19 protein-coding genes are annotated in these 24,523 nt (G+C 65.0%); 7 read left to right on the top strand and 12 right to left on the bottom strand.

Translation table 11 applies throughout. From position 1 onward, the window contains the following. Positions 1-22: 22 nt before the first annotated feature. The 6 genes from M1D44_RS18910 to M1D44_RS18885 form a co-directional block, all read right to left on the bottom strand. Positions 23-475 carry a hypothetical protein gene (locus M1D44_RS18910; protein ID WP_316853618.1) on the bottom strand — a complete coding sequence of 151 codons (453 nt, stop codon included), beginning with the start codon at positions 473-475 and terminating at the stop codon, positions 23-25. Between the two features lie 9 nt (positions 476-484). Further along, positions 485-1,744 carry a non-hydrolyzing UDP-N-acetylglucosamine 2-epimerase gene (gene wecB, locus M1D44_RS18905; protein ID WP_024977675.1) on the bottom strand — a complete coding sequence of 420 codons (1,260 nt, stop codon included), beginning with the start codon at positions 1,742-1,744 and terminating at the stop codon, positions 485-487. A gap of 248 nt (positions 1,745-1,992) precedes the next feature. After that, positions 1,993-3,726: an NfrA family protein gene (locus M1D44_RS18900; RefSeq protein WP_316853617.1), complete on the bottom strand. Its 1,734-nt coding sequence runs from the start codon at positions 3,724-3,726 to the stop codon at positions 1,993-1,995. Next, positions 3,723-5,834: a glycosyl transferase family protein gene (locus M1D44_RS18895; protein WP_316853616.1), complete on the bottom strand. Its 2,112-nt coding sequence runs from the start codon at positions 5,832-5,834 to the stop codon at positions 3,723-3,725. The genes M1D44_RS18900 and M1D44_RS18895 overlap by 4 nt, the downstream gene beginning before the upstream one ends. A 742-nt stretch (positions 5,835-6,576) precedes the next feature. Continuing rightward, positions 6,577-8,415: a methyl-accepting chemotaxis protein gene (locus tag M1D44_RS18890; RefSeq protein ID WP_316853615.1), complete on the bottom strand. Its 1,839-nt coding sequence runs from the start codon at positions 8,413-8,415 to the stop codon at positions 6,577-6,579. An 88-nt stretch (positions 8,416-8,503) separates the two neighbouring features. Continuing rightward, positions 8,504-9,217 carry a glycine zipper 2TM domain-containing protein gene (locus M1D44_RS18885; RefSeq protein WP_024977671.1) on the bottom strand — a complete coding sequence of 238 codons (714 nt, stop codon included), beginning with the start codon at positions 9,215-9,217 and terminating at the stop codon, positions 8,504-8,506. A gap of 272 nt (positions 9,218-9,489) precedes the next feature. Here M1D44_RS18885 and M1D44_RS18880 point away from each other — a divergent pair, with 272 nt between their 5' ends. Beyond that, on the top strand, positions 9,490-10,422 hold the full coding sequence (locus M1D44_RS18880; protein WP_024977670.1) for a 2-hydroxyacid dehydrogenase: 933 nt from the start codon (positions 9,490-9,492) through the stop codon (positions 10,420-10,422). Between the two features lie 24 nt (positions 10,423-10,446). Here M1D44_RS18880 and M1D44_RS18875 read toward each other — a convergent pair whose 3' ends face one another. Beyond that, on the bottom strand, positions 10,447-11,703 hold the full coding sequence (locus M1D44_RS18875; RefSeq protein WP_024977669.1) for a branched-chain amino acid ABC transporter substrate-binding protein: 1,257 nt from the start codon (positions 11,701-11,703) through the stop codon (positions 10,447-10,449). 229 nt (positions 11,704-11,932) lie between these two features. On the opposite strand from M1D44_RS18875, the gene M1D44_RS18870 reads away from it, so the two are divergent. The 3 genes from M1D44_RS18870 (at position 11,933) to M1D44_RS18860 (ending at position 14,615) form a co-directional block, all read left to right on the top strand. After that, a complete protein-coding gene (locus tag M1D44_RS18870) occupies positions 11,933-12,598 on the top strand; it encodes a TetR/AcrR family transcriptional regulator (RefSeq protein WP_316853614.1) in 666 nt (221 codons plus the stop codon). Positions 12,599-12,639: 41 nt separating this feature from the next. Further along, positions 12,640-14,085 (top strand): MFS transporter, encoded by a 1,446-nt coding sequence (locus M1D44_RS18865; protein ID WP_024977667.1) that lies wholly within the window; start codon positions 12,640-12,642, stop codon positions 14,083-14,085. 95 nt (positions 14,086-14,180) lie between these two features. Next, on the top strand, positions 14,181-14,615 hold the full coding sequence (locus tag M1D44_RS18860; protein ID WP_316853613.1) for an HIT family protein: 435 nt from the start codon (positions 14,181-14,183) through the stop codon (positions 14,613-14,615). Between the two features lie 9 nt (positions 14,616-14,624). On the opposite strand, the gene M1D44_RS18855 is transcribed toward M1D44_RS18860, so the two are convergent. Genes M1D44_RS18855 through M1D44_RS18840 form a run of 4 tightly spaced genes read right to left on the bottom strand, consistent with a single transcriptional unit; the run spans position 14,625 to position 20,655 of the window. Continuing rightward, positions 14,625-17,804: an efflux RND transporter permease subunit gene (locus M1D44_RS18855; RefSeq protein ID WP_316853612.1), complete on the bottom strand. Its 3,180-nt coding sequence runs from the start codon at positions 17,802-17,804 to the stop codon at positions 14,625-14,627. A gap of 11 nt (positions 17,805-17,815) precedes the next feature. Further along, on the bottom strand, positions 17,816-19,006 hold the full coding sequence (locus M1D44_RS18850) for an efflux RND transporter periplasmic adaptor subunit (protein ID WP_316853611.1): 1,191 nt from the start codon (positions 19,004-19,006) through the stop codon (positions 17,816-17,818). Between the two features lie 24 nt (positions 19,007-19,030). Continuing rightward, a complete protein-coding gene (locus M1D44_RS18845) occupies positions 19,031-20,302 on the bottom strand; it encodes a TolC family protein (RefSeq protein WP_428984661.1) in 1,272 nt (423 codons plus the stop codon). Then, on the bottom strand, positions 20,302-20,655 hold the full coding sequence (locus M1D44_RS18840) for a hypothetical protein (RefSeq protein ID WP_024977662.1): 354 nt from the start codon (positions 20,653-20,655) through the stop codon (positions 20,302-20,304). The genes M1D44_RS18845 and M1D44_RS18840 overlap by 1 nt, the downstream gene beginning before the upstream one ends. 193 nt (positions 20,656-20,848) lie before the next feature. On the opposite strand from M1D44_RS18840, the gene M1D44_RS18835 reads away from it, so the two are divergent. Together M1D44_RS18835 and M1D44_RS18830 are read left to right on the top strand one after the other, a co-directional pair. Beyond that, positions 20,849-21,523: a heavy metal response regulator transcription factor gene (locus tag M1D44_RS18835; RefSeq protein ID WP_024977661.1), complete on the top strand. Its 675-nt coding sequence runs from the start codon at positions 20,849-20,851 to the stop codon at positions 21,521-21,523. 8 nt (positions 21,524-21,531) lie between these two features. Beyond that, entirely contained in the window at positions 21,532-22,941 is a 1,410-nt protein-coding gene (locus M1D44_RS18830; RefSeq protein WP_439004689.1) for a heavy metal sensor histidine kinase, read from the top strand. 8 nt (positions 22,942-22,949) lie between these two features. On the opposite strand, the gene M1D44_RS18825 is transcribed toward M1D44_RS18830, so the two are convergent. Further along, positions 22,950-23,312 (bottom strand): DUF2917 domain-containing protein, encoded by a 363-nt coding sequence (locus M1D44_RS18825; RefSeq protein WP_024977659.1) that lies wholly within the window; start codon positions 23,310-23,312, stop codon positions 22,950-22,952. Between the two features lie 252 nt (positions 23,313-23,564). On the opposite strand from M1D44_RS18825, the gene M1D44_RS18820 reads away from it, so the two are divergent. Beyond that, the gene (locus tag M1D44_RS18820; protein ID WP_316853609.1) at positions 23,565-24,521 is read left to right on the top strand and encodes a TauD/TfdA dioxygenase family protein; all 957 of its coding nucleotides are present in this window, start codon (positions 23,565-23,567) and stop codon (positions 24,519-24,521) included. Positions 24,522-24,523 lie beyond the last annotated feature (2 nt).

Genomic DNA, 24,523 nt, shown 5'->3' with positions numbered 1-24,523 from the left:
ATGACTCTCCGACTCATGGCAATCATGGGCGATAGAACGAGCCGTCCGCTTGGCGGTAGAGCCCGAGGTTGAAGTTGGGGCCACGATCGTGGCCACGGTCTGTACCTGCCGTCTCGTTTTCCGGCGTGCCGGGGCGGACTTCGGTCATCACTGCCGGGCGTGGCGGTGGAATGACCTGTCCGTTCTCATCCATGACGCCGTAGCCGTAGGCGCGCGCGCCTCCAGTCACGGGCCTGGGTGTGACTGCTGCCACAACGGTGGGCTGCATGGGTGGCGCAGCCGTGGCGGTCGCCCTGGACGACGCGGGCGCTGGGGCTTTCTTGTCTGTGTCGATACTGGGGCTGCCCTGGCCCGTCGCGCCGGTCACGATGGCGGGTACGCCGCCATCACCAGCCCACGGCGGCGTCACGATCAGCCACCCGGCAACAAGTGCGGAGGCAACCAACACGCCGCCCCCGATTTGCTTCGCTTTCATCAAAGCCTCCTAACCGTTCAGGCGGTGCTGCGTTGACGACCCTTGCGCGGTGGCACGCGCCGCTTCCAGATCGATGATTTCGGCCTCGGTGGCCGGTTTGCGAATGAGTTGCGGACCGCGCGCCACCTTCTGCGGCTGCGTGGCAAAGGCCTTCTTCAGCGCATCGACAATGCGCCGGCAGGCCTGGCCGTCGCCATAAGGGTTGTGGGCTTGCGCCATGCGCTCGTATTCGGCGGCGTTGTTGAGCAGCGTTTCTGCTTCATCGACGATGCGTTGCGTATCGGTGCCGACCAGCCGCGCGGTGCCCGATGCCACGGCCTCAGGCCGCTCGGTGGTGTCGCGCGTCACCAGCACCGGTTTGCCCAGCGCGGGCGCCTCTTCCTGAATGCCGCCGGAATCGGTAACGATCAGGTACGCCCGATCCATCAGGTAGACGAACGGCAGGTAGTCCTGCGGCGCAATCAGGTGAACGTTGTCGTGGCCGGAAAGGATGGCGTTGACCGGCTGCTGCACGTTCGGGTTCAGGTGCACCGGATACACAACCTGCACATCCGGATGACGCGCCGCCAGCAGGCGCAGCGCAACGCAGAAGTTCTCGAACGGCTCGCCGAAGTTCTCGCGGCGATGGCCCGTCACCAGGATCATCCGACGCCCGGCCTCCAGGAACGGATAGCGCGCCGCCATCTGGGCTGACAGCGTGGCGTCGTCGTCCAGCCGCTGCTTCACGGCCAGCAGCGCATCGATGACGGTGTTGCCGGTCAGCGTGACCTGCTCCGGGTCGATGCCCTCGTCCAGCAGGTTCTGGCGCGATTCGGCCGTGGGCGCGAAGTGCCAGGTCGTCACGGAATCGGTGACGCGCCGGTTCAGCTCTTCCGGCCATGGCGACCAGATGTTGCCGGTACGCAAGCCTGCTTCCACATGCCCGACCGGAATGCGCCGGTAGAACGCCGCGAGGCTTGCCGCCAGCGTGGTCGTCGTGTCGCCGTGGACGAGCACGGCATCGGGCTTGTAGGCATCGAGCACGCCGTCGATGCCGCCCAACACGTTGGACGTGATGTCGGATAACGTCTGCCCAGGCCGCATCAGGTTGAGGTCAAACTCCGGCACGATGCCGAAGAGTTCCAGCACTTGATCCAGCATCTGCCGGTGCTGCGCGCTCACGCACACCGCCGAGGTAAAGCCTGCCTCGGCCTGCAATGCCTGCACCAGCGGCGCCATCTTGATGGCCTCCGGGCGCGTGCCGAACACGGTCAAAATTTTCCCTGTCATGATTCCCCCCAGTCGTCTGCATCGGCGCATGCAAAAGCGCGACGACGAACGTGTCGCTTCTGACGTCGGCGCAGACTTCGCCATTGAGCGAAGGCCGTGCCAACTGTCCCGCTTTGACTCGCCATGGCGCTGCGACGCCATCCTTCGGATGCCGCTGCAACTCCTCTTTGTTACCCGTTTCCCTCGGCGGTCAAAAACGTTTCATCTGCGACACCTCTGACTGGGGTCTGCTTGAATCCAGGACTGACTTAGAACCAAAGAATGGCTCGCGCGACCACCCCCTTTGCTCGATCCGCGTGCGTCAATGGCAAGCGGTATTGCACGGTCAAATCCAGCCAACTGGCCGGCGCTGCGTAGTGCGACTCGCGAAACCAGTAGCGGAAGTTGATGCCTGGGCCGACACCCAGTGCGAGCCGCTGATCGATCGCCTTGTTGTCGTGATCGCCCGCCAGCACGATATGCGGATAGACCGTCAGGCGATCGCTGATCGAGTTAAGTAACCACGTGTGTCCGTAGCGCATTTCCGTGCTGACGATCATGCGGCCCTGGTTGAGGAAGTACGCGCCCTCGCCAAACACCTGCCACGTCTGCCAGCGCGGCTTGGTGACCTGCAGGTCGAGCCCCTGGTCGGTCGAGAAGCCGATGCGCAGCAAAGTATCGTTGGTGGTCAGTTGCCCGATGCGGAAGAGACGCTCGGCGGTGAACACCAGGTTGATGTCCTTGATCGGCTTGTAGCGTGCGCCCACCGAGCCCTGCGCGGTCGGCAGACCCGTGTTGCCGTTGCGGTCGTACACGCTGTCGTAGCCGCGTACGAAGAGCTGGAAGATGCTGCCGTCGCGGTAGCCGATACCGGGCGGTTGCCAGTACACCTCTGCGCCAGCCTGCCCCGCGCTGACCGTGTTGGGCAAACCGAATGCAGACGTTTGATACGCGCCAGAGAGAACCATGCCGAACGTGCGCTGCATCTGCTCGACTTCACGCCGGTAGCCGAAGCGGCGATCCGGTGGAAGGCGGTCGTCTCCATTGCCACCGCGGTCGCTCTTGGCATCGGCGTCGGCATGGTCGAGGCTCTCTCGGAAGAGCTTGATGGCAGTCGGGTTGTCGCCCAGCCGCTTTGCTGCGTAGGCGGCATCGGCGTAGTGGGTCCAGTTACCCTCGCCCGTGGCGAAGCCGCGCTGGAACGCTGCCAATGCAGCGCGGTCGTCACGCGCACGCAGATGGCTGTAAGCCTCGTTCAACTCACGCTGGCCGATCACGCGCGGATCATTGGCGGACGTGGCGTCGCCCTGCGCTTCGGGCGCCATTGCCTGGGCGAGCAGCGCCTTGGCGTAGCGCTGGCGCGCCGGGTCCGTAGCGTGTTCGGCGGCCAGCGTGGCAGCCTGGGTTGCGCCATCCCGGTCGCCCAATTGCAGGCGTGACTGCGCGAGACGCACTTGCACGTCGGCATCGGGGACGTCCTTCATGCCGCTGAGCGCATCGAGGGCAGCCTGCGGATGCTTGGCGGAATACGCGCTGTCCGACCAGGCCAGATGCAGGTTGCGCTGCTCCTGCGCGGTCCAGTCGGTGCCTTGCACGGCGCGCGCAAAGTCTCGTTCAGCGACGGCGGGGTCGTTGGCCTTCTGCGCCAGGAACCCGTGCTGGGCGTACACGCGTGGCTCGTCGGGATACTTCTGCAGCAACGCATCGGCCTGCGCGCGTGCCGCATCCAACTGGCCCTTGCGGGTGAGCACATCCAGCAGCAGCAGGTTCAGTTGCAGGCTGTCAGGCTGCACGGCCAATGCCGCACGCGTGGCGGCTTCGGCATCGTCGAGCTTGTTGCCATCGATGGCGTGATAAGCGCGATCGGCGCGAAAGTAGGCATCGGGCTGCAACGGCGCAGGTTGCTCTGCCAGTGATACGCCATGACACAACGCCCACACTGCCGCAGCAATCGGCCAGCGCAGATGGCGCACGGTTAAACGGTTGACTCTCTCGTGTGTCATGCCACACCTCCCGCAACAGATGGGTTCGGCCGCGGGTCTGGCCCAGGGGGCAGGTCCGGCGGCACAGGAATCGGGGGGATGGTGGAAGCCTCGGGTGCGGGTGCCGTGCCGGCTGCAACACCTGGGCCGGCGCCCGTCATGGATTCGACGGCCAGCATGGCCGAATGCGCCGCCGGGCCAAACACGACCGTGGTACGGCGGTTGGGGTCGGCCATCTGCGCCAGCTCGGCCGACATTTCGTGATCGCACGCCATGAAGCACGCGACCTTGCGGCCGGCCGCATGGGCCAGCTCTTCCAGCACTGCGCCGTCGGGCAACTCCGACACGGCGATGTTGAGCGAGCCGTCTTCGCCAATCGAGAACGGCACCACGTGATGCCGTACTGCCAAGTCACGCGGCAGGCAATCGGCAAGCGCACCGAGCACGACGTTGGTCAGGCTCACGCGCGGCAGGTCGACCTGCTCGGCCAGTGCATCGGCCAGCGTGTCGGGCGTCACCAGGCCCTGCTCGATCAGCACTTGCCCAAGCCGGCGTCCGGTTTGGCGCTGGATGGCGAGTGCGGCATCCAACTGCTCCTGCGTGAGCACTTCCCACTTGATGAGCGTCTCGCCCAGCTTGCAGCGCGTACGGCCCAGTGCGTCGTTCGACAGATAGGTGTGCTGCGTCTTGTCCCAGGCGATAGGCTTGCCGGTCAGGCAGTAGATCAGGAAGATCTTCCACGCGCGGCATACCGAGAAAAAGTTGATGAAGTTGTTCACCACCAGCCTGGGCAAACACAGCACGCCTTGCAGCGCGCCGTTGAGCCGCCCGACAAAGTACACGCGCTGCGCCAGCCGATTGACGAGCAGCGCTGCATTCACAGCCAGCAGATCCTGCATCCAGATGCTGCCGACCACGAAAGTGCCGTCCGGAATGGTGACCAAGCCTTTTGACATCAACGCTGCCAGCGCCAGATAGTTCAGCGACAGCACGTAGGCCAGGATCGAGAACAGCGCCGTCAGCACGCCCTTGCGGTCCCGGAAGAACATGTAGCGGGTGATGAGGTTGCCGTTCCAGCCCATCTGCAACCAACCCTGAAACGCAATGCCGAGCACCCAGCGCGCGCGCTGGCGGTACGCCGTGCGGAACGTGCTCGGAAAGTACTCGCGCGTGGCCAGCAGTTGCGGGCGTGCGCCCTTGCGCCGCCCAAAGCGCCAGCGTGTGCGCGTCTTGCCCTGGGCGTCTTCAGCCGGTTCTGCGTTCTCGCAGATCGGGAAATGCACGAATGCTTCACGCATGCCGAGTTCCCGCAGTCGGAAACTGAAGTCGTAGTCTTCGGTGAGCGTGCTGGTGTTGAACGGAGAATCGCCGCGCACCTTCATCACCGCTTCGATCGCGCGGCGGCTGTAGCACAGCGCAACACCGGCCCCAGGCACCGTGCCGGTCAGTGCCTGGCGCGCCACCAGGTCTTTCTGGTGCGTCTCGGAAAAGTCATCCATGTACGTACCGGCCACCCACTCGTACCACTTGCGCTCAAGCGATAGCACCGGCAACTGCACGAGATCCTGATCGCGGATGAAGTAGTTGAAGTACTTCAGCTCCAGCGGGTGGATCACGTCTTCACAGTCATGCATGATCACGCCCGCAAAGCGGATGCCGTGGCCTGCCTCGTGCCGGATGATGGTCTGGATGATGGTGTTCAGGCAGTCGGCCTTGCACGTCGGGCCATCGTGCGTGACGGCTGCGCGCACCACGCGGCCGGGATAGCGGCGCACCATGCGCTCGACTTCGGTGGTGGTCTCCGCATCGTTGCGGTACGCGCCGGCAAAGATGATGAAGCGCGTGTACTCCATCGTCGCCAGAGTGTTCTCGACCATCTTGGCGATGACGTCGTACTCCTTCCACGCCGGCACCATGATGGCGAGCCACTGCTCTTCGCGCTCGCGCAGCGATTGCGCCGAGATCGTGACCGGCGTGCGCCCGCGCTGCGGCCAGAGCCACAGCTCCCGCACCCAGTAGAAGGCATCCAGGAAGAAATCGTCGGCGGTGCTGATGAAGATGACGAGCGTGGTCGCCACCGTCAAGGTATTGAGCAATGCCAGGTAAAGCTCCCATGGCAGATCGCTCATGGCTGCTCCCCTGCTCCCACCCTACGGGCGCGTCGCCAGTGTCCGGCGTACCCCCCGCCTTGCGCTGTGGCACTCATGCTTCCCCCAAAGGTCTTCTTCGACGTCCGGCGCAACCGCGTTGCGCCGTGGCATCCGTCCCGCTTACCTGCTGTCGATCGGGTGGATGCGTCGCCCTCTAGCCTGCTTCCCGCGAGGAGGAACGCGAGGACCATACCAACGCCCGCCGAGGCGCGCGGTTATGCGGTGCAACGCACCACATACGCCTTCAGACACGTGCCGGGTGCGCCGGGTTGTTGCATGGGTGAACGCAAGACGCGGGCGGTGGGGGGAGCAATATCAACGCCACGGCATGCAACGCCATCCGATGGGGTGGGACAGTCGTCCGGGCAGCGTACAAGGCCTCCCTACGAATGACGGAGGCGTTGAACGGTCAAGTGCAGGGTGTTTGGGTTAGGCGAGCAGGCAGCCCGTCTGACAGGCACGGTGGGATGTTGCCCCATGCGCGGCGGTGCGCAACATGGGGCGGGTCGCGAAGCCTTATGCGCAAAGGATCGGCATGACGAACGGCAGGCCGCAGGCGTACCGGCCGGGTTGTCTTGCCACGCGCGCGCGACGTTGCTGCGCGAATCGCAGCCCGGGCTGACAACATCGGCCCAAGCAATCCAGCAAATCGGTTACAGCGCTGAAACACAAAGCCGCGCTCAGGGCGCGGCTTGTTGGGAGGAGTGTGTCGGCTTGTGCGTCAGAACTGTTCCCAGTCGTCGGCATCGCTGGAGGCCGCAGCCAAGGCAAGCTTGCCAGGTTTGGGCTCGGCTGCCACGGCAGGCGCTACCTTCGCGCTTTGAACTGGCACAGCGGCCGACTTGACCGGCGCAGCGGGGCGCTTGCCGGCCGCACGCGCCGTCGCCACGGCAGGTCTGCGTGCAACCGGTTTAGCGACCGGGCTGGAAACGGTCAATGCGGCCGATGTAGCCGACGCAGCGGGCGCCGCCTTTGCGGCCACGGGCGCCATCACGGGCTCAGCGTGAGCACCGGCCGCCGGCAAGCGGAACGACGCCACCGCTTCACGCAGCACGCCGGCCTGCTCTTCCAGCGATTGCGCAGCAGCCGCTGCCTCTTCCACCAGCGCGGCGTTCTGCTGGGTCACTTCGTCCATCTGTGTGACGGCCTGGTTGACTTGCTCGATACCGGCGCTTTGTTCGTCCGATGCGGAACTGATTTCGCCCATGATGTCGGTCACGCGCTTGACTGCCACAACCACTTCGTCAATCACCGCGCCAGCTTCGGTCACCAGCGTCGAGCCGTTCTCAACGCGGCCAACCGAATCGCTGATCAACTCCTTGATCTCCTTGGCCGCCGTGGCCGAGCGCTGCGCCAGGCTGCGCACCTCACCCGCCACCACCGCAAAACCGCGCCCCTGTTCGCCTGCGCGAGCGGCTTCCACCGCCGCATTCAACGCGAGGATGTTGGTCTGAAACGCAATGCCTTCAATCACGCCGATGATGTCGGCGATCTTCTTGCTGCTGTCGTTGATGCCCGACATCGTCTCGATCACGCGGCCCACCACCTCACCGCCCTTGACGGCGATGTCCGACGCGTTGCCCGCAAGCTGGCTGGCCTGTCGTGCGTTATCGGCGTTCTGGCGCACGATGCTGGTCAGCTCTTCCATGCTCGACGCGGTTTCTTCCAGCGACGAGGCCTGTTCTTCCGTGCGTTGCGACAGATCCATGTTGCCGGCCGCAATCTGCTTGGTGGCGCTGGCGATGGATTCGCTGCCGCCGCGCATCGTCACGATGGTACGGATCAGCCCGTGCTGCATGTCGATGAGACCTTGCGTGAGCGCGCCCATTTCGTCCTTACTGCTGACGGTAATGCGCTCGGTCAGGTTGCCGTTCGAGATCGCGCTGAAGTGGCCCAGCATCTTCGACAGCGGCACCGAAATCGCGCGGTGCAGACCGAATGCGCAGCCCAGTGCCGCAGCAATGCCCACCACGATGGCGCCAACGATCAGCATCAGAAACGCGTGCGAGCGGGCGACCGCGCCTTCGTAGGCGGTCTTGGCCTGCTCGGCCTGGCTGCGATCCAGTGCGTCCACCGCAGCAGACAGTGCCACGAACTGCGGCGGGATGATGGTCATGACCACTTTATCTGCGGCGGCGGTATCGTGCGCGCGCAGGGCGCTCATCAGCGGTTCGACGCCATCGCGGAACAACGCTGTGCGCTTGGCTTCAACGTCGGCGGCCAGGCGTGCTTCCTCCGCGTTCATGGGCAGCGCCTTGTATTGCTTCCACGCCCCCTCAGACTTGGCGCGGTAAGCGTTGGCCTTTTCGATGATGGCCGGCACGTCGGCCGCATCCGGATGGAAGACCGCCCGATCAAGCGTCGTACGCACGATCGCTGCATTCAGCTGCGCCTTGCCCATCAGCGACGCCGAAGCGAGCTGATTGGTGTAGACCTCATTGATATTCGCGTCGGAGGCGCGCATCCCGATCACGCCAATGGTGCCGGTAATCGCCAGCAGCAAAGCGAGCAGCGCCAGCGCTGCGTTGAGTCGGAAACGGATGGAAAGTCGATTGAGCATGGCAGTCACGGCGGGTTATTGCCTCCGCTATATCGGCCGACCCGCTCCGTTTCTGAAGCCCACGCGGGCGGCCCCATGCAGGATGTGGCTAGTAAGGCACTGCCATGTTGTTTTCGATGCGGGCGCGATCACCCACGCGCAATCCGTTCGGGTTGTTTTGCGTGAGCGTCACGCGCGAGTTGTCGTTCAGCCGCATGGTCACGCGATAAGTCTGGCCGACCACCGTATTGCCTTCCACGGCGTTGCCCGCCATGGCGCCCGCCACCGCGCCGCCGATGGTGGCCACGGTGTTGCCGCGGCCGCCACCAACCTGGTGACCAAGCAAGCCGCCCACCACACCGCCGAGTACCGCACCTACGCCGCTCGACTGGCCGCGCACGGGCACCGCTTCGACGTATTCAACAACGCCGTAACGGTTATCCGCGGGCGCTTGATAAGACTGATCGCCGTTGTTCGGATACGGCGAATAGTTCGGTTGCGAGTAAGTCGGCTGTGGCTGCGAATAGGTCGGCGCCGGCTGCTGCGGATAGGGCTGCGGCGCGTTCGGATCATAGCTGCCGTAGCCGTTGTTATACGTGTTGTCGTACCCGCTGGCATAGCCGCTGCTGTAGGTGGTCGGGCCGGTGCTGTTGCCGTAAGCATTGCTGCCCGCGGCATAACCCGCGCCATAGCCCGCGCCATAACCGGGGTACGCCGGCGCCGTCACGCAGCCTGTCAGCCCCGCTGCCACGGCAGCCAATGTGGCCACTGTCACCCAACGCGCTACGCGCCCTGCACGGTCCGACTTGTTCGTTGCTTGCATGATCAATCCCGTCTTGTGAACAAGGCGTCTGGGCCGGACCAGCAGTCTGCTCTGCGGCCTGCGGCCATGCGCCTCTTGCCGCAAAGTCTATGCCGCAGCCCTACAAACCCGTGCAACCAAACCCGCTCATCGGTAACGGGGTGTAACCGCATGACGGCCGTGGCTTTCAGCAAGGCGGCGGGGCGCACGTTATCATCGTCAAGCGCCGTGCGACGCACCTCCTTGCCGACGGGGCCTTGCCCCATTCATGCGGCCCGCCTCCTCTCCTGACCATGCAACCGACCCTGCTGCTCCTCATTGCGATGACGCCCGATAACGTGGCGCAGATCGCTGAACATTTTCACGTCATCCATGCACCGACCCGCGCCGAACGCGATGCCGCCATCGCGCGCGACGGGCAAGCAGTTCGCATCGTGCTGACCAATGGCTCGACGGGCCTGACCGGAGCGGAAATTGCCGCGATGCCCAAGCTGGAACTGGCCTGCGCGCTGGGCGCTGGCTACGAGAACATCGATGTGGAGGCCGCCCGCGCCCGTGGCGTAGCGGTTGCCAACGGCGCCGGCACCAACGACGCCTGCGTGGCCGACCACGCCTTTGGCTTGCTGCTGGCCACCGTGCGAGGGATTCCCAAGCTGGATCGATCCACACGCAACGGCGTCTGGCGCGACGACATTCCGCTGCAACCGGGTGTTTGCGGCAAGCGCCTGGGCATCGTTGGTCTGGGCACCATCGGGCTGCAGATCGCACGCCGTGCTGCGGGCTTCGACATGCAGATCGGTTATCACAACCGCAAGCCACGCGACGGGGTGTCGTACCGCTACTTCGACGCGCTCAAGGACATGGCCGAGTGGGCCGACTTTCTGATCGTTGCCACGCCGGGCGGCGCGCAGACCAAGCACCTCGTCAACCAGACGATCCTGGAAGCGCTGGGCCCGAACGGCTACGTGGTCAACATCGCGCGCGGCAGCGTGGTGGATACGGCGGCGCTGGAAGCGGCCATCCGCTCAGGCAAGCTGGGGGGCGCGGGGCTGGATGTGTATGAGAGCGAGCCCAAGCCGCCGGCCGGGCTGCTGGATCTAGAGCAGGTCGTGCTGACGCCGCACATTGCCGGCTGGTCGCCGGAATCGGTGCAGGCCACGGTGGATCGCTTTCTAGAGAACGCCCGTGGGCACCTGGCGGGCACGGGGGTGGTGTCCCCGGTCTAGGCCGGGAACACCACCATCACGCGGTTACGACGCCGGACGCTTCATCTGGCACGACGTCGGCTGGGCCGCAAGGTGCGGCTCCAGCGTGACGTCGGTACGCCAGCCATAGCCGGTGTTTTCCTGGTCGTACTTGATCTTTTTGCCGTCGGCCTTCACCCAGGTGGTCACGTACAGCGTCTGCTGCGCCTGGTGGTCGGTCTTGCGCATTTCGATCGGGCCATTGAGGCCATCGACCGTCATGCCTTCCATCACCTTGGCCACCTTGGCAGGCTCGGCTGAACCGCTGGTCTTGATGGCCTTGGCCAGGAAGGCGATGCCGGTGTAGACATCGGCGTTGAAGAAGTCGTCGTTGTACTTCTTCTTGAAGCCGTCGAGCACGGCGCTCGTCTTCGGGTTGCCGTCGTTCGGCGCGAAGTAGCTGATGACCTTCACGCGGTCTGCGCCGGAGGCCCCCATCGCCGTGGGCACACCGGTGGTGCCTGCATAGTACGTATAGAAATTGGTGGTCAGCCCCGCATCCTTCGATGCGCGGATCAGCAGTGCCAGATCGCTCCCCCAGTTGCCGGTGATGACCGTATCGGCGCCGGAAGCACGAATCTTCGCGACATACGGCGAGAAGTCCTTCACCTGCGCGAGCGGGTGCAGATCTTCACCCACCACCTGGATATCCGGACGCTTGCGCTTGAGATATTCCTTGGCCGCGCGCGCCACCTGGTGGCCGAACGAGTAGTTCTGGTTCAGAAGATAGACCTTCTTGATGTTCTGGTCCTTGGCGAGATAGCTCGTCAGGGCCTCCATCTTCATGTCGGAGTTGGCGTCCAGACGGAAGTGCCAGTAGTTGCACTTGTTGTTCGTCATGTCCGGATCGACCGCAGCGTAGTTGAGATAGATGATCTCTTTGCCCGGGTTGCGGTCGTTGTACTTGGCGATGGCGTCCTGCAGCGCCATGCCCACGCTGGAGCCGTCGCCCTGCGCGACGTAGCGGATGCCCTGGTCGGTGATCTGCTTGAGGATCGTCAGGCTTTCTTGCGGCGACACCTTGTTGTCAAAGCCGACGACTTCAAACTTGGTGCCGTTGCCGCTCCAGTTCTGCTGGTTGGCCAGATCGGCCGCGTATTGCCAGCTGCGCAGCTGGTTCTGGCCAAGCGCCCCCATCAGCCCGGATAGCGGATCGATCCACGCGATCTTGACGGTCTCGGCGTGGACGGTGCTCGGGCAAAATGCGCCCGCGAATGTGCCAACTGCTGCCGCCGCGCACAGCGCGAGTCGGAATGCCTTCATGCAAATGTCTCCTGATGTCTTATCGTTTGACGCCGTGCAGAAGGCATCGTCGAGCATGGTTCTTGCACTAAACCGCAAACCAAGGCTTACGGTAGCTCGATCCTTCCATACACAAACGTATGTGCATGGTAGGAGTGCGTTTGTTGCCGTGTCAACCCGCGCAAACCTGGGGGCCTCAGCACGATTTAAGCGCTGGACAGCCTCGTCAGCGGGGCTAGAATCCGCCTTCATGCCAAAGTCATCCCCGCAGATCGACGAACACGACGAAGCCGTCGCAGTCGATGCCGATTCCGCCTCCCCCGCCGCGCCGCGTGCACAGCTCACGCCTGACGACTGGGTGCGCGCCGCCACCGATCTGCTCGTGACAAAGAGCATTGATGCCGTGCGCGTGGACGTGCTCGCCAAGCAGTTGGACGTTACGCGCGGCAGCTTCTACTGGCACTTCAAGAACCGCGACGACCTGCTGCACCAGGTATTGCAGGACTGGAGCGAGCGCACGCGCGTGGGTCCCAAGCTGGAGCGGCAAAATCCGTCGGTGCAGGGGCTCGTGCGCGATCTGCTCGCGCTGCCGTTTCGCGGACGCAGCGCCCGCCGCACGGCCATGATCGAATTTGCTATCCGTGCCTGGGCGAGGCGCGACCCGATGGCGCAAGAAGCCGTCGAAGCCGTCGACGAGCATCGTATGGACTATTACGTCCAGCATTTCCAGGCGATCGGCTTTGCGCGCAAGGATGCCAAGACGCGCGCCTTCATGCTGTACGCCTACCAGCTATCGGAGGCCACGCTCTGGCACCAGGGCAGCAAACCCGACAAGGACGCGCGCCGCCGCTTCTTTGAAGACACACTGCTCGCGGGCGCACCGTCTGAAGGTTCGGCGGCGCCGTCGCGGGAATAATTCGTGCTGCATCGAGCGCATTCGACTTTGAGTGCGCCGCGATGCCCGAATCGCCAGCCTTTCATACATCCGACCTGCCCGGCCGGCTCGATCGCCTGCCGTGGAGCCGCTTTCACACGCGCGTGGTCATTGCGCTGGGCATTACATGGTTGCTCGACGGCCTGGAGGTGACGCTGGCCGGCGCCGTGGCCGGCGCGCTCAAGCAAAGCCCCACGCTGCATCTCACCAACGCGCAGGTAGGCATTGCCAGCAGCGCCTACCTGGTCGGTGCGGTGTTCGGCGCACTGCTGTTCGGCTGGATGACGGATCGACTGGGCCGCCGCAAGCTGTTCTTCATCACGTTGGGCGTCTACATCCTGGCCACGCTGGCCACGGCATTTTCGTGGAGCTTCGCCAGCCTCGTCGTGTTTCGCGTGCTCACAGGTGCAGGCATCGGTGGCGAATACGCGGCCATCAACTCGACCATTCAGGAACTGACGCCGGCACGCGTGCGCGGCTGGACCGACCTCGCCATCAACGGCACGTTCTGGATCGGTGCCGCGTTGGGCGCAGGTGCATCGTTGTGGCTGCTGGACCCAGCGCACATGAGCATCGATACCGGCTGGCGGCTGTGCTTCTTCATCGGCGCCCTGCTGGGGCTCATCATTCTGGTGATGCGTTTCTGGATTCCGGAAAGCCCACGCTGGCTCATCACGCGCGGCCGGCACGAAGAAGCGCAGACCATCGTGCAGAACATCGAAAGCGAAATCGCCACACGCGGCCATCGCTTCGATACCGCTCCGCTGCCCGCATTGCGCATGCGCCGCCGCGGCCATCCACGTTTGATGGAAGTCGCACGCGTGCTGTTCGTGCAGCACCGGCAACGCGCGCTGGTGGGCCTCGCGCTGATGGCGGCGCAGGCGTTTTTCTACAACGCGATTTTCTTCACCTACGCGCTGGTGCTGACGGATTTCTATGACGTGCCCGCAACGAAGGTCGGCACATACCTGCTGCCGTTCGCGCTGGGCAATTTTCTTGGGCCGCTGCTGCTTGGGCGGCTGTTTGACGTGGTCGGCCGGCGCACGATGATTGCCGCGACCTACGCCATCAGCGGGGTGCTCTTGCTAGTCAGTGGCGCGCTGTTCAAGGCGGGTGTGCTGGATGGCACTACACAGACCATCGCGTGGACCGTGGTGTTCTTCTTTGCGTCGGCCGCCGCCAGCTCGGCGTACCTGACGGTGAGCGAAACCTTTCCGCTGGAGGTGCGCGCGCTGGCCATCGCGCTGTTCTATGCCGTGGGCACGGGGCTTGGCGGCGTGGCCGGGCCTGCGCTGTTCGGCTGGCTGATCGATACGCACTCGCGCGGTGCCGTGTTCGGTGGCTACGCGTTCGGCGCGGTGCTGATGCTGCTTGCGGCCGCTGTGCAGGCTTGCTGGGGGACGGCTGCCGAACGCAAGCCGCTAGAACACGTGGCTGCGCCGCTGTCGGTTGACGACAGGCCGGCTTGATCTGTGCCAAACCTGCGCCACGCGCGTCGCCGCCGGTCGCCTATATACTTTCGCGCAGCGCTTTCCCGTGCATTTCCCGCTTACTGGAGACACCCATGCCTGACGCGACTTACGACGACCAGAACATCTTCGCCAAGATCCTGCGCGGCGAACTGCCTTGCATCAAGGTGTACGAAGACGACCACACCATCGCTTTCATGGACATCATGCCGCAAGCCGACGGTCACGTGCTCGTGCTGCCCAAGGAAGGCGCGGCCGAGCTGTTCGACCTGTCGGACGATGCCGCGTCGGCCGCCATCCGCACCACGCGCAAGCTGGCGCGCGCCGTGCGTGCTGCGTTTACGCCGCCGGGTATCGCGGTCTTCCAGCTCAATGGCAGCGCTGCCGGGCAGACGGTGCCGCACGTGCACTTTCACGTGCTGCCGCGCTACAGCGATACCCCGCTGCAACCGCACGCCCGCGTGCAGGCCGAGAGCGACAAGCTCAAGGCCCACGCCGAAAAGATCATCGCCGCACTGCAAGCGGAATAAGCGCCGCCGTCACGGCGCAGCGGACGGCACTGCCGAATCTGCCTGCGCCGTGGCGCCTTCTCGCCCATCCTCCCGCCGATAGGCCAGCCGGTACAGCACCGGCAGCACCAGCAGCGTCAGCGCCGTCGACGACAGAATCCCCCCGATCACCACCGTCGCCAGCGGACGCTGCACCTCCGCGCCCGTGCCGGTTGCCAGCGCCATCGGCACGAAACCGAGCGACGCCACCAGCGCCGTCATCAGCACGGGGCGCAAGCGTGTGAGCGCACCCTCACGCACCGCCTCGTCGACCGACTGGCCACTCTCGCGCAGGCTGCGGATAAAGCTCAGCATCACCAGCCCGTTGAGCACCGCCACGCCCGACAGCGCAATGAAACCCACCGCCGCTGAAATCGACAGCGGAATGCCGCGCAGCGCCAGCGCCAGAATCCCGCCCGACAGTGCGAACGGAATGCCCGAGAACACGAGCAAACCATCCTTCAGGTTGCCGAACATCATGAACAGCAGCGTGAGCACCATGGCCAGCGCCAGCGGCACCACGATCTGCAGACGCTCGGTAGCCGACTGCAACTGCTCGAACTGCCCGCCCCACGCCATCCAGTAACCGGCCGGCAGACGCACCTGCGCATCGAGCACTGCCTGCGCTTCTTCAACGAAGGAGGCAATGTCGCGCCCGCGCACATTGGCACTGACGACGATGCGGCGCTTGCCATCTTCGCGGCTGACCTGGTTGGGGCCCGTGACTTCATTGAGCGTAGCGACATCCGACAGCGGCACGTAGCCCTGACCGTTCGGCAACGCCAACGGCAAGCGGCCCAGCGCAGCGGGGTCGCTGCGTGAGGTTTCCGGCAGGCGCACGACAATGCCGAAACGACGGTCGCCCTGGAATACCGTGCCCGCATCCTTGCCGCCGATGGCCGCGGACACCGTGTCCTGAATCGCCCCGATGGAGAGGCCGTAGCGTGCAGCCTTGTCACGATCGATGTCGACGTTCAGGAAAGGCAGTCCGCCGGTCTGTTCGATCTTCACCTCCGTTGCGCCTGTCAGCTTGCCGAGCTGCGCTGCAATCATCCTGGCCTGCGCTTCCAGCACGCCCATGTCGTCGCCGAAGAGCTTGACCGCCACATCGCTGCGAACGCCGGAGATCAGTTCGTTGAAGCGCAACTGAATCGGCTGCGAGAACTCGTATGCATTGCCGGGCAGTGCTTCCACCGTGGCACGAATGTCGGCCAGCAATTGGTCACGGTTGCGGCGTTTGCCATCGGGGCCGGCGGGCCAGTCACGCTCGGGCTTGAGCATGATGTAGCCGTCGGAGATGCTGGGCGGCATCACGTCGGTCGCGACTTCCGCCGTTCCGGTGCGCGCGAAGACACGCTCGATCTCGGGAAACTTCGCCTTGAGCGCGCGCTCGATCTGCATCTGCATGTCCAGCGATTGCGCGAGGCCCGTGCCCGGCACGCGCATCGCCTGAATGGAAAAATCGCCCTCGTTCAGGTTGGGGACGAACTCCGCGCCCAGGCGGGTGGCAGCCACCAGCGAGACCGATACGGCCACCGCTGCAAACGTCAAAACCACGGCCGGCGCGGCCAAGACGCGTTCGAGCAACGGCGCGTACATGCGGCGCGCCCAGCCCATCAGGCGGTTCTCTTTCTCGGCCACGCGCTCGCCAATGAACAAGGCCACGGCCGCCGGCACAAACGTGATGGAGAGGATCATGGCCGCCGCCAAGGCCAGCACCACCGTGATCGCCATCGGGTGGAACATCTTGCCCTCTACACCCGAGAGCGCAAAGATCGGCAGGTAAACCACCATGATGATGAGCTGGCCATACAGCAGTGGGCGGCGTGCCTCGCGGGCCGCTTCAAACACCTCTTCGAAACGCTCGGCGCGCGTGAGCGGCCGACCGCGCGATTCCTGCGCATGCGCAAGGCGCCGCACGCAGTTCTCGACGATCACCACGGCGCCGTCAACGATGATGCCGAAGTCCAGCGCGCCAAGACTCATCAGGTTGGCGCTCACCTTGGCCGACACCATGCCGCTGAACGTCATCAGCATCGACAGCGGAATCACCAACGCCGTCAACACGGCTGCACGCAGGTTGCCTAGGAAGAGGAACAGCACCGCCATCACCAAAATGGCGCCTTCCAGCAGGTTTTTCTTGACCGTGGCGATGGCCTTGTCGACGAGCACCGTACGGTCGTACACAGACTCCACGCGAACGCCCGCCGGCAGCGTCTTGCGAATTTCCAGCATGCGCTTGTCCACGGCCTGCGAAACGGTGCGGCTGTTCTCACCCATCAACAGAAACGCCGTGCCAAGCACCACCTCGCGCCCGTTGCTGGTGGCGGCGCCCGTGCGCAGCTCACTGCCGCTTTCGATGGTGGCGACGTCACGCAAGCGCACCGGCGTGCCGTTGGGGCTGGCGAGCACCACGTTGCCGATGTCGGCCGCATCGCGCAACTGCCCGGGCGCGCGCACAAGGTATTGCTCACCCTTGCGTTCGATATAACCGGCGCCGATGTTTGCATTGTTGCGCTCAAGCGCGGCCACCACATCGGCCAAGGTGAGCTTGTACGAAGCCAGGCGTTCCGGGCTTGTTGCCACCAGGAATTCCTTTGCGAAGCCACCGATGGTGTTCACTTCCGTCACGCCCGGCACGTTGCGGATCTGCGGACGAATCACCCAGTCCTGCAACTCGCGCAAATCTGCGGGGGTGTAGACAGTGCCGTCGGGCTTGCGTGCGTTGGCATCGGCCTCCACCGTCCACAGGTAGATTTCGCCCAGGCCAGTGGAGACGGGCCCCATGCTGGGCGAGATGCCATCGGGCAACTGCTCCTTCGCAGCCTGCAGGCGCTCGCTCACCAGTTGGCGCGCGAAGTAGATGTCGGTGCCTTCCTTGAAGATCACCGTCACCTGCGACAGGCCGTAGCGCGAGAGCGAGCGCGTCTGCTCCAGCTTCGGCAAGCCGGCCATGGCGGTTTCCAGCGCATAGGTGATGCGCTGCTCGGTCTCCAACGGCGAGTAACCGGGCGCCGGGGTGTTGATCTGCACCTGCACGTTGGTGATGTCAGGCACCGCATCGATGGACAGGCGCGTGTAGCTGTACGCGCCGAACGCGGCGGCGGCCAGCACGGCCAGCAGCACCAGCCAGCGCTGAGCGATGACGGTGCGCAAGAGGCGTTCAAACATGGCGCCTCCTTTTAGTGGCCGTGGTCGGCGGACTTGCCGGCTTCGGCCTTCAGCACGTAGCTGTTGGCTGCGGCGTAGTGCGTGCCGGCGGGCAGGCCCTCCAGGATTTCCGTCCAGGTACCGTCAGTGCGGCCTGTCTTGACGGGACGCACTTCAAAGCCGGTCGGCACGGGCACGAATACCGATGGCTTGTCATCCACAGTCTGCACGGCATCGGCGCGCACCGCCACGGGCACCTGCACACGTCCCGATTCAACCGACACGTTGACGAACATGCCCGGGCGCCATGCCAGCTTGGGGTTGTCGAGCGTCACGCGGGCGGGCGCGGTGCGCGTCTGCTCGCCCAGCAATGCGCCAACGTACGAGACCTTGCCTTGCACGGCGGTGCTGGTGGCCGTGGCGCGCACGGTGGCCAACGCGTTGGCGGTGACCGCCTCCAGATCCTTGGCAGTAACGGAGAAATCCGCCCACACGGTGCGCAGATCAGCCACGGTAAAGACGGCCGTTTCTGCCTGCACCGCTTCGCCCTGCGACAAATGCTTGGCGACCACCACGCCATCAAACGGCGCACGCAGCTCGAAGCGATTCAACGCTGAACCCGCCGGTGCGGCACCAATGGCCGTCAGCTTCTGGCGGGCGTTGTCCGCCGCAATGCGGGCTTCCTGTAGCGATGTACGCGCCTGCTGGTAATCCTGTTCGGCGGCAATGCCTTGCTCCCACAAGCGCTTTTCGCGCGCGTGCGTTTCCTGCGCGAGTGCAAGGCGTTGCTGGGCCGCCTGTAGTTCGCTGCGTTGATCCGACAGCGCGGGGCTGGACAGCACGGCCAGCAGTTGGCCGCGTGCCACCGGTTGGCCCAGCTCCACCGCTACCTTCTCGGCGACGCCCGCCACGCGCGGCACCACGTGCGCGGTGCGATCTTCGTTCAGGCGAATTTCGCCGGGCAGGACAACCTCTGTTCGCAGCTCGGCGGCACCTGCGGTTTCCACGCCGATCTTTGCATTGGCGATGGCGTCGGCCGTCATGGCAAGCGTTTCGGCGTGGGACGCCTCGGCCTGCTCGGTGGCGGCCGGTGCAGGTGCCGCCTCGGCCTCAGACGTCGCAGCCTGGCGCGCACCCATGCCGAACCACAGCCCGGCAGCGGCCAGCGCCCCAAGCACGACGATGAGCGCGATGGCGCGCCGTTGTTGCGGTGGAAGTGTCATGTCAGCAGAAAGAAAGAGGCCGCACTACCGGCCGAGGATGCGATCGATACCGGCGGCCGCCTGATGCGCGCGGGACAGCGCGGCCAGGTATTGCGCGCGCGCCTGGAACAGCGTGCGCTGGGCGTCCAGCACATCGAGGAAATTGAATTTGCCGGCATCAAAGCCAATGCGTGCGGCGTCATACGCGCGCTGCGCACCGGGCAACACGTCTTGCCGCAGCGACTGCACGGCGGCGCGGGCCGCGTCGAGCCGCGCCACGTCCTGCGCGAGCGTGGCGTTCTGCTCAAGCTGCAGGGCGCGATAGTCTTCAAACGCCTTGTCGGCCAAACGCTGTGCTTCGAGCTGGCTGCCCTGGTTGCGGTCGAACAGCGGCAAAGGCACGGCAATGCCGAGCACCGCCATGTTGTTGTTCGCGGCGCTGTCGCGCTTGGCGCCCACCGTGAGCGTCACGTCGGGCACGCGCTTGCTGCGCTCCAAGTTGGCGAGCGCCTGGCGGCGGTCGATCTCCAGACGGGCGCGGATGGCGCGGGGCGTGTTTTCCAGGGTGCCAGTGGCTTGCCGCGCTTCGGGCGGCACGACGGGCAACGTCTCCGCACTACCGTCGGCTTCGGGCGCGATGGAAGCGATGCCCCAGAAGGCCGCCAATGCGCGCTGGGCGACCAGCAACTCAGCTTTCGCGTCACGCAGTTCGATGGCAGCACTGGCACGTGCCACGCCAGCCTTGGTCTGCTCCACCGGCGACACCTTGCCCGCCTGCACGCGCCGCGCGGCTGCGGATTCAGCCTGAGCGGCCAACGCATCCGACGCCTGCGCGAGCGCCAGGCGCTCCTGCGCAATCACCAGGTCGAAAAAGGCCCGCGTAACATCCGCACGCAACTCGGCCTGCAGCACGGCGGCATCTTGCGCCGTGGCGTCTCGGGCGATTTCTGCAGCGCGCGTGCGTGCACCACGCTTGCCCCCCAGTTCCAATGGGATATTCAGTTGTGCCGTCATCGTGGCGCGGTCGCGGCGAACGTCTTCTGTCGTGAAGGCGGCTTCGGGATTGCGCAGCCGGCGGGCCTGATCGAGCGCCCCTTCACTGGCGGCCACTTCATAGCCCGCTGCGGCCAGCGCCGGATGCGACTGCACCGCGCGTTCAACGGCTTGCTGCAGCGTCACGCGTTCGGACGACGCAGCCGCAGGCCCGCCGGGCATAGAAAGCGCCACCGGAGCGACGGGGTCAGTCACCGCTGCGGTGGCCAACGGGGCAGCCAAAAGGCAGATGAGAGCCGCCCCGGCGCGCTGGAAGCGAGGCATTACGCAATCGCGCCGTCGGTGTACGGATCCGGGCTGCGCGGGCTGCTCAGGCTCCCATCGGTGTAAGGGTCGCGAGCGCCGACGCGGGCATCGAGCACCGTTTGCGCTGCACCGTCCGTGTAAGGATCGCGGGCGCCGGTTTTGCCGCCATCGGTGTAGGGGTCACGCGTACCGGACTTGGCGCCATCGGTGTACGGGTCACGCGCGCCGGCCTTGGCCAGCGGTGCGGACATCGATTTGATCTGCGGAGCGCAGCAGGCATCGTGATTGTCTTGCGCGGCCACGGCCGTGCCGGTTGCCAGCATCGCGGCCAGTGCAGCCAGGGGAAGCACACGTTGGAATCGAATCGCCATGAGAATCTCCTTCAAAAGGCCTGACATCAGCAAACAGGAAAGGGGGCGATGTCAGTGGGGCCAGTCTAGGGAGCGGTGCACCACGCGGGCATGACTCGAAGATGACAAACTTGTCATCTTTGTGCCGCCATCTGGGGTTTTGGCATATCGTGGCGGCACTGGCGGATGCATCAAGCGCACGCCACTTTTCATCATGCGACTGCTGATTGTTGAAGACGAGCCCAAAGCGGGCGACTACCTGCTCAAGGGCCTGACGGAATCCGGCTTTGTGGCTGACCTTGCCCGCACGGGCCCCGATGGTCTGTTCCAGGCCATGGAGCATGACTACGACCTGATCGTGCTGGACGTCATGCTGCCGGGCATGGACGGCTGGCAGGTGCTGCAGGAACTGCGCCGCCGCAAGAGCACGCCGGTGCTGTGCCTGACCGCACGCGACGAACTGGCCGACCGCCTGAAAGGCCTCGAACTGGGCGCAGACGATTACCTCGTCAAACCCTTCGCCTTTGCCGAGCTGGTGGCGCGCGTGCGCACCATCCTGCGGCGCGGCCCGCTGCGCGAAAGCGAGATCCTCGAAATTGCCGACCTGACGATCGACACGATCAAGCGCCGCGTGACGCGTGCAGGACAACGCATCGACCTGACCGCCAAGGAATACGCGCTGCTGCATCTGCTGGCGCGCCGCACGGGGGAGGTGCTATCGCGATCGCTGATCGCCTCTCAGGTGTGGGATGTGAATTTCGACAGCAACACCAACGTGGTGGATGTGTCGATCCGGCGGCTGCGCGCCAAGGTGGACGACCCATTCGAGCACAAGCTGATCCACACGTTGCGCGGCATGGGCTACGTGCTGGACGCGGTGGATCGCTGATGAGGCCGCTGATGCGCTGGCCCGCGTCGCTTGCCAGCAGGCTCGTGCTGGCGTTTGTGGTGGTGACATCGGTCACGCTCACGGCAGCCGGCACGTATCTGTACTTCGCGCTCAACGCGCAACTGCGCGTGGCTGACGATGCGATGCTGCTCGGCAAGATCACGCAACTGCGCCACCTGGCCAGCGAGGCGCTCAACGCCGACGATCTGGCGCGCACCGCGCACCGCTACACCGATGTGGTGTCGGGCCACGATGGGTTGATCCTGCGCATTGCCACGCCCGAAGGCCGCACGCTGGTTGAGGTGAACCCCGAGGGCGAACAGGTGACGATGCCGCCCGTGGTTGGGGCTGCGGTATCGCCATCGGAGTCTGCCGTACACACATGGACGTCGATGACGGGCATGGCATCGCGCGCCGTAGCCGCGGAGGCATGGCTGGGGCAGAACTCTGCAAAAGTCATCGTGCTGGTGGCGCAGGATGGCGACAGCCGTGCAGCACTGCTCACCAAGTACCAGCGCCACATCGTGTTTGCAGTGCTTGGCGGTGTGGCTGCGGTGGCGCTGCTGAGCCTGCTGCTCGTGCGCGGCACGCTGCGCGGGTTGGCACGCATCGGCAATCAGGCAGCGGCCGTGGTGCCGAGCCAGCTCGATACGCGTCTCACGCTGCAGGGGGCGCCGCGTGAGTTGGCCGACTTGCTGGCTTCACTCAACGCCATGCTCACGCGCCTGCAGGATGGCTTTGCGCGGCTCTCGCAGTTCTCGGCAGACCTGGCGCATGATTTCCGCACGCCGCTGGCCAACCTGGTAGGCCAGACAGAAGTCACGCTCGCCCACCCGCGCACGGTCGAGGAATACCGCAGCGTGCTCGAATCCAACCTGGAGGAATACGCGCGCCTGTCGCACATGATCGAAGACATGCTGTTCCTGGCACGCGCCGACCATGCCCGTGTGGCGCTGTCCATCGCGCCGCTGGATGCGCGCCACGAGGTGCAAGTGCTGGTCGACTACTTCGAGGCGGTGGCGGCTGATCGTGACATCACCATCGACGTGCGCGGCGATGCGCAACTGCGCGCGGACGCCACGTTGCTGCGCCGGGCGATCAACAACCTGCTCGACAACGCGCTACGTCACACGCCCGCCGGAGCGCGCATCGACGTAGCAATCGAGTTGATGCCGCAGGGCATCGCAATTACCGTGGGCAACCCCGGGGCAGGCATTCCGGCCCCCGCCCTGCCGCTTCTGTTCGAGCGGTTCTATCGGGGCGACCCCTCGCGGGCGCAGTCTGGTGCGCAATCAAGCCAGTCCACTGGCCTGGGATTGGCTATCGTCAAGACCATCATGGACCTGCACGGCGGTAGCGTGCAGGCCAGCAGCCCGCCGGGTGGGCGGACCGAGTTCCGGCTCGTGTTTCCGGCTTGACGCACGGCTTAGGTGCCAATCCGCTGTGCCGACGGCGTACGCGCAGCATCCTGCCCGTCGTCACGCAGAATCTGCCGATACGCAGCCACCACCAGCAGACCGATGAAGCGCAGCAGGCGGCGCGGGGCGTTGATGTCTTCGGTCACGGCAAAGCGCGCCGGCGTACCTTCGACCGGTTCACCGGAGAGCCAGAAGCGCACGCCCGCCGGTACGTCGATCGACTGGCCTGGCTTGAGCCAGATGTCCTGCCGCTGATGCTCTTGCGTGACCCACAACAGCCCGGCTTGTGCGGCGATGGTTTGGGCCCGTGCCGACCGCCAGCTCACCGGCACGCCCGGCCGGTCCAGTTCGAAGATTCTGATTTCGCGCATGATTGAGACTCCTGTGCCGGGGTTCGTGGTGGATTTTTATGGGGACTGCGGATCGGCACGGTTCCATCTTGCGCGGCAGTTCAAGCCGTTGACATGAACAGTTGTGAACAGTTTGGCTGAACTGTTCAGCATCTTTCGCGAACAGTTCAGTGCAATGACGGACAGAACTGCATTTGGATATGTCAAACCGTTCGTTTTCCGTTGGGCGCCGGCTGGCTAGCATGGTCCATCGCCATTCCTGCCGGAGCCGCCATGCCATACGACCACAACGCCGCCATCGACCCCACGTTTGGCGCCCTGCGCATACGCCGGGTGGCCGGCCACATCGGCGGGGAGGTTCTCGACCTCAAGCTTGGCGCGGAACTGACGGAAGACGCGTTCGCGAGCCTGTATGCCGCGCTGCTCAAATACAAGGTGTTGTTCTTTCGCGACCAGCAGCATCTGGACGACGACCGGCACCAGGCCTTCGGCAAGCGCTTCGGCCGCATCGTCGCCCACCCGACCGTGCCGGCGCCCACCGGCACGCAACTGTTTGAACTCGACGCGTCAAAGGGCGGCGGCCGCGCCGATTCCTGGCACACCGACGTGACGTTTCTGGATGCGTTTCCGAAGGTATCGATCCTGCGCGCGGTGACGATTCCCGCTTACGGCGGCGACACCGTCTGGGCCAACACCGCCCGCGCCTACGAGCTGTTGCCCGACCCGCTCAAGCAGCTTGCCGAGCAACTCTGGGCCGTGCACACCAACGATTACGACTACGGCGCCGAGCGCACGCAGATCGACGGTGCGCGCCTGCGGCATCACCACGAGGTATTTACCGCCTCGGTATATGAAGCCTCGCACCCGGTGGTGCACGTGCACCCCGAGACCAGCGAACGCGCCCTGCTGCTCGGCCACTTCGTCAAGCGCTTCACCGGCGTGGCGGGCAGCGAATCGACGCGGCTGTTCGAGTTACTGCAGAATCGCGTGACGCGGCTCGACAACACCGTGCGCTGGCAATGGCGCCAGCACGACGTCGCCATCTGGGACAACCGTGCCACGCAGCACTACGCCATCAACGATTACGGCAACCAGCCGCGCCTGGTACGCCGCGTGACCGTGCACGGCGACACAGCCATCTCAGTAGACGGCAGCCGCAGCACGCAACTGCGCCGCCCCGAAGCCACCAACGACGCGCACATCGACACGCTGCTGGCGGCCTCGCACTGACA

This window comes from Ralstonia sp. SA306, assembly GCF_054792405.1.
This window is presented reverse-complemented; position numbering and strand designations above follow the sequence as displayed.

Excerpts from the sequence above, each read along its gene's own strand:
- M1D44_RS18900 (WP_316853617.1), bottom strand. The coding sequence starts at position 3,726 with ATGACACACGAGAGAGTCAACCGTTTAACCGTGCGCCATCTGCGCTGG.
- M1D44_RS18880 (WP_024977670.1), top strand. The coding sequence starts at position 9,490 with ATGCAACCGACCCTGCTGCTCCTCATTGCGATGACGCCCGATAACGTG.
- M1D44_RS18825 (WP_024977659.1), bottom strand. The coding sequence starts at position 23,312 with ATGCGCGAAATCAGAATCTTCGAACTGGACCGGCCGGGCGTGCCGGTG.
- wecB (WP_024977675.1), bottom strand. The coding sequence starts at position 1,744 with ATGACAGGGAAAATTTTGACCGTGTTCGGCACGCGCCCGGAGGCCATC.
- M1D44_RS18865 (WP_024977667.1), top strand. The coding sequence starts at position 12,640 with ATGCCCGAATCGCCAGCCTTTCATACATCCGACCTGCCCGGCCGGCTC.
- M1D44_RS18845 (WP_428984661.1), bottom strand. The coding sequence starts at position 20,302 with ATGCCTCGCTTCCAGCGCGCCGGGGCGGCTCTCATCTGCCTTTTGGCT.
- M1D44_RS18820 (WP_316853609.1), top strand. The coding sequence starts at position 23,565 with ATGCCATACGACCACAACGCCGCCATCGACCCCACGTTTGGCGCCCTG.
- M1D44_RS18870 (WP_316853614.1), top strand. The coding sequence starts at position 11,933 with ATGCCAAAGTCATCCCCGCAGATCGACGAACACGACGAAGCCGTCGCA.
- M1D44_RS18885 (WP_024977671.1), bottom strand. The coding sequence starts at position 9,217 with ATGCAAGCAACGAACAAGTCGGACCGTGCAGGGCGCGTAGCGCGTTGG.
- M1D44_RS18895 (WP_316853616.1), bottom strand. The coding sequence starts at position 5,834 with ATGAGCGATCTGCCATGGGAGCTTTACCTGGCATTGCTCAATACCTTG.
- M1D44_RS18875 (WP_024977669.1), bottom strand. The coding sequence starts at position 11,703 with ATGAAGGCATTCCGACTCGCGCTGTGCGCGGCGGCAGCAGTTGGCACA.
- M1D44_RS18890 (WP_316853615.1), bottom strand. The coding sequence starts at position 8,415 with ATGCTCAATCGACTTTCCATCCGTTTCCGACTCAACGCAGCGCTGGCG.
- M1D44_RS18860 (WP_316853613.1), top strand. The coding sequence starts at position 14,181 with ATGCCTGACGCGACTTACGACGACCAGAACATCTTCGCCAAGATCCTG.
- M1D44_RS18840 (WP_024977662.1), bottom strand. The coding sequence starts at position 20,655 with ATGGCGATTCGATTCCAACGTGTGCTTCCCCTGGCTGCACTGGCCGCG.
- M1D44_RS18910 (WP_316853618.1), bottom strand. The coding sequence starts at position 475 with ATGAAAGCGAAGCAAATCGGGGGCGGCGTGTTGGTTGCCTCCGCACTT.
- M1D44_RS18835 (WP_024977661.1), top strand. The coding sequence starts at position 20,849 with ATGCGACTGCTGATTGTTGAAGACGAGCCCAAAGCGGGCGACTACCTG.
- M1D44_RS18855 (WP_316853612.1), bottom strand. The coding sequence starts at position 17,804 with ATGTTTGAACGCCTCTTGCGCACCGTCATCGCTCAGCGCTGGCTGGTG.
- M1D44_RS18850 (WP_316853611.1), bottom strand. The coding sequence starts at position 19,006 with ATGACACTTCCACCGCAACAACGGCGCGCCATCGCGCTCATCGTCGTG.